Below are 2,692 nucleotides of genomic sequence, written 5' to 3' on the forward strand. Positions count from 1 at the left end.
AAAAATTACCTCATGGGCGTTTATTCCTTAATTGGAGTTACGATTGTGACGTCGGGTTATGTCGATAATTTTGCGGTTTTTCTATTGCTGAGAGTTGCCGAAGGAATCTTAATGGCGCTTCCTGCCATTACCATCAGACAATTGCTTATTGAGCAGTTTGATTCTAAAAATGCCATTATAATTGGTTTTTCCTTTTATTATGGTTCTCTACTGCTGTCAACGCCTTTTATTATGAATATTGCGGTTTGGTTTCTGGATCACTACGACTGGAAATACATGCTGTATGTTTCGGGCGGACTGCAGGTTTTAAATGTCTTTTTAATCTTGGTTACTTTTCGTGGGCACCGAACAACAAAGAAAATTCCGTTGTATCAAATCGACTGGATGAGCTATTTTTTGGTTTTAACAGCTATTCTTTGCGGTGCCTACTTTTTTGTGTATGCCGAGAAAAAATATTGGTTCGAATCTTCTCAAATGGTTTTAATGCTTATTACGGCACTTATTACGGGAGGTTTGTTCATCTTCAAAGAGCTTTTGGTTAAAAGGCCAACTTTTAATTTTGAAGTTTTTAAATATGCCAATCTTCGAATTGGGTTTTTATTGTTTTTCTTGTTTTATATCAGCAGAGCAACGCTGAGTCTTTGCCATTCGGCGATGTATTCGATTTGGAATTGGGATCCGTCAAGAGTTGCGGGCGTGCAATACATTAACGGACTCGGAAATATTATCGGATTGGTTTTGGCGGCTTTTTTCTTGATGAAATCGCTTTCGACCAAAATCATTTTTTTGATTGGCTTTTCGCTAATTGCCTTATATCATTTTTGGTTTACGTTTCTATTTGTGCCCGATGTGGCTTTGTCAGATATTATTGTTCCGTACTTTTTGCAGGGCATCGGAGTTGGATTGTTATTTGTTCCGTTGATTTTATTTACTACTTCTTCGGTTCCTGCAAATATGGCGGTTTCTTCAGGAATTGTCGGCGTTTCTGGACGTTTCTGGGGAAGTACAATTGGTTTTTGCGTCATGCAGAATGCAACTGTATTTCTAAACAAAAAACACTTTTTGAAACTCAGTCAGTTTGTAACGGGCGAAAATCCCGAAGCACAGCAAAACATTGCAAACACTACGCAGGGTTTTATTGCCAAAGGATATTCCGCAGATAATGCGAATGTTCTAGCTATGAAAAAGATTTTTGGAAGCATTACCAAACAATCGACTTTATTGGCTGATATGGAGATTTACACCATTGTAGGTTACGGTCTGTTGGTTTTGATTATTCTAATTGCGTGTAATCAGCATTTGAGACAGACTATGACTTTGGTTAAAAGCAAGATTTGGATTGGGTAAAGATTTTGTTCCAGGTTTAATGTTTCAAGTTCTAAGTTCTGCTCTCATTTTATGTCATTTCGACGAAGGAGAAATCTCCGTAAGTAACTCCGCAACGAAAGTCCAATCTTTGTCGAGCTTCTTGTGGAGATTTCTCCTTCGTCGAAATGACAAACAGTAACTTGAAAAAAACTCTGTGAATCTCTGTGAATCTCTGTGAAAATCCTTTGCGAATCTCTGTGTAATAACCGCTTTATTGTCCTAACTTGCATCCGTTAAAAACAACAAACAAAATTATGAGCCAGCAATGTGTAATTTTTGATATGGACGGTGTGATTTCGCATACAAATCCGCATCATGTGATCGCTTTTGAAAAGTTTTTCGATAAATATAATATTCCGTACACGAAAGAAGAATTTGAAGAACATATGTACGGAAAACACAATAGTTATATCATGACGCATTTCTTCAAACGTCCGATTGCGGGAGAAGAACTGATAAAATTAGAAGACGAAAAAGAAGGAATGTTCCGTGAGATCTACAAAGACAAAGTCGAAGCGATTCCGCATTATATGGACTTTTTAAACGAGCTAAAATCTCGTGGTTTCAAAACGGCTGTTGCGACATCGGCGCCGCGTGCGAATCTAGATTTAATTGCAAACGCTTTGAAGCTAGGCGAAAAAATGGATTCGATGATGTCGTCAGAAGACGTAACGTTTCATAAACCAAATCCTGAAGTATACTTAAAATCGGCTGAACGTGTTGGAGTTTCTCCTTCTTATTGTGTGGTTTTTGAAGATTCTTTTTCGGGTATTACAGCAGGATTAAATGCCGGAATGAAAGTCGTAGGCGTTTTGAGCACGCATACAAAAGAACAGCTTCCGCCATGCGATTTTTATATTAATGATTATAGTGAAGTGAATGTGGATAAGATTATTGAAATATTATTGAAATAAATTCCAATTTTTTAAAATCCCAAATTCCAAGTGATACGAGACCTTTGTCAAAGTTTTAAACTTTGACAAAGGTTTTTACGTAATTAACCACAATCTTGTCATTTCGACGAAGGAGAAATCTTAGTTAGAAGCTCCACAAAGATTGTTGATATGCGTTACCGAGTTACTCGCGAAGATTTCTCCTTCGTCGAAATGACAAACTAAACGGATTTAAAAAACGAATCAATACTTCTCCTCCAAAAAAGTCATCCATCCTCTTTCAAATTCCAAGATTAAAGAATTTTTATTTCACGCAGATTCGGCAGATTTTAGCAGATTTATTTTGATTTTATAATATCTGCGTTTATCTGCTTGAATCATTTTAAATCTGCGTGAAATAAAAACGAATCAATACTTCTCCTCCAAAAAAG

The 2,692-nt window shown here is 36.7% G+C and carries 2 protein-coding genes; both read left to right on the plus strand.

All coding sequences use genetic code 11. The features are described 5' to 3' along the window. On the plus strand, positions 1-1,347 hold a 1,347-nt coding region (locus tag B3J44_RS09925; protein ID WP_286968210.1), incomplete at its 5' end, for an MFS transporter. 275 nt (positions 1,348-1,622) lie between these two features. Beyond that, positions 1,623-2,282 (plus strand): HAD family hydrolase, encoded by a 660-nt coding sequence (locus tag B3J44_RS09930; protein WP_286968212.1) that lies wholly within the window; start codon positions 1,623-1,625, stop codon positions 2,280-2,282. The last annotated feature ends 410 nt before the right edge of the window (positions 2,283-2,692 follow it).

Origin of the sequence: Flavobacterium sp. UBA4854 (genome assembly GCF_002399805.1) — a bacterium.
Lineage (GTDB): Bacteria > Bacteroidota > Bacteroidia > Flavobacteriales > Flavobacteriaceae > Flavobacterium > Flavobacterium ginsengisoli.

Excerpts from the sequence above, each read along its gene's own strand:
- B3J44_RS09930 (WP_286968212.1), top strand. The coding sequence starts at position 1,623 with ATGAGCCAGCAATGTGTAATTTTTGATATGGACGGTGTGATTTCGCAT.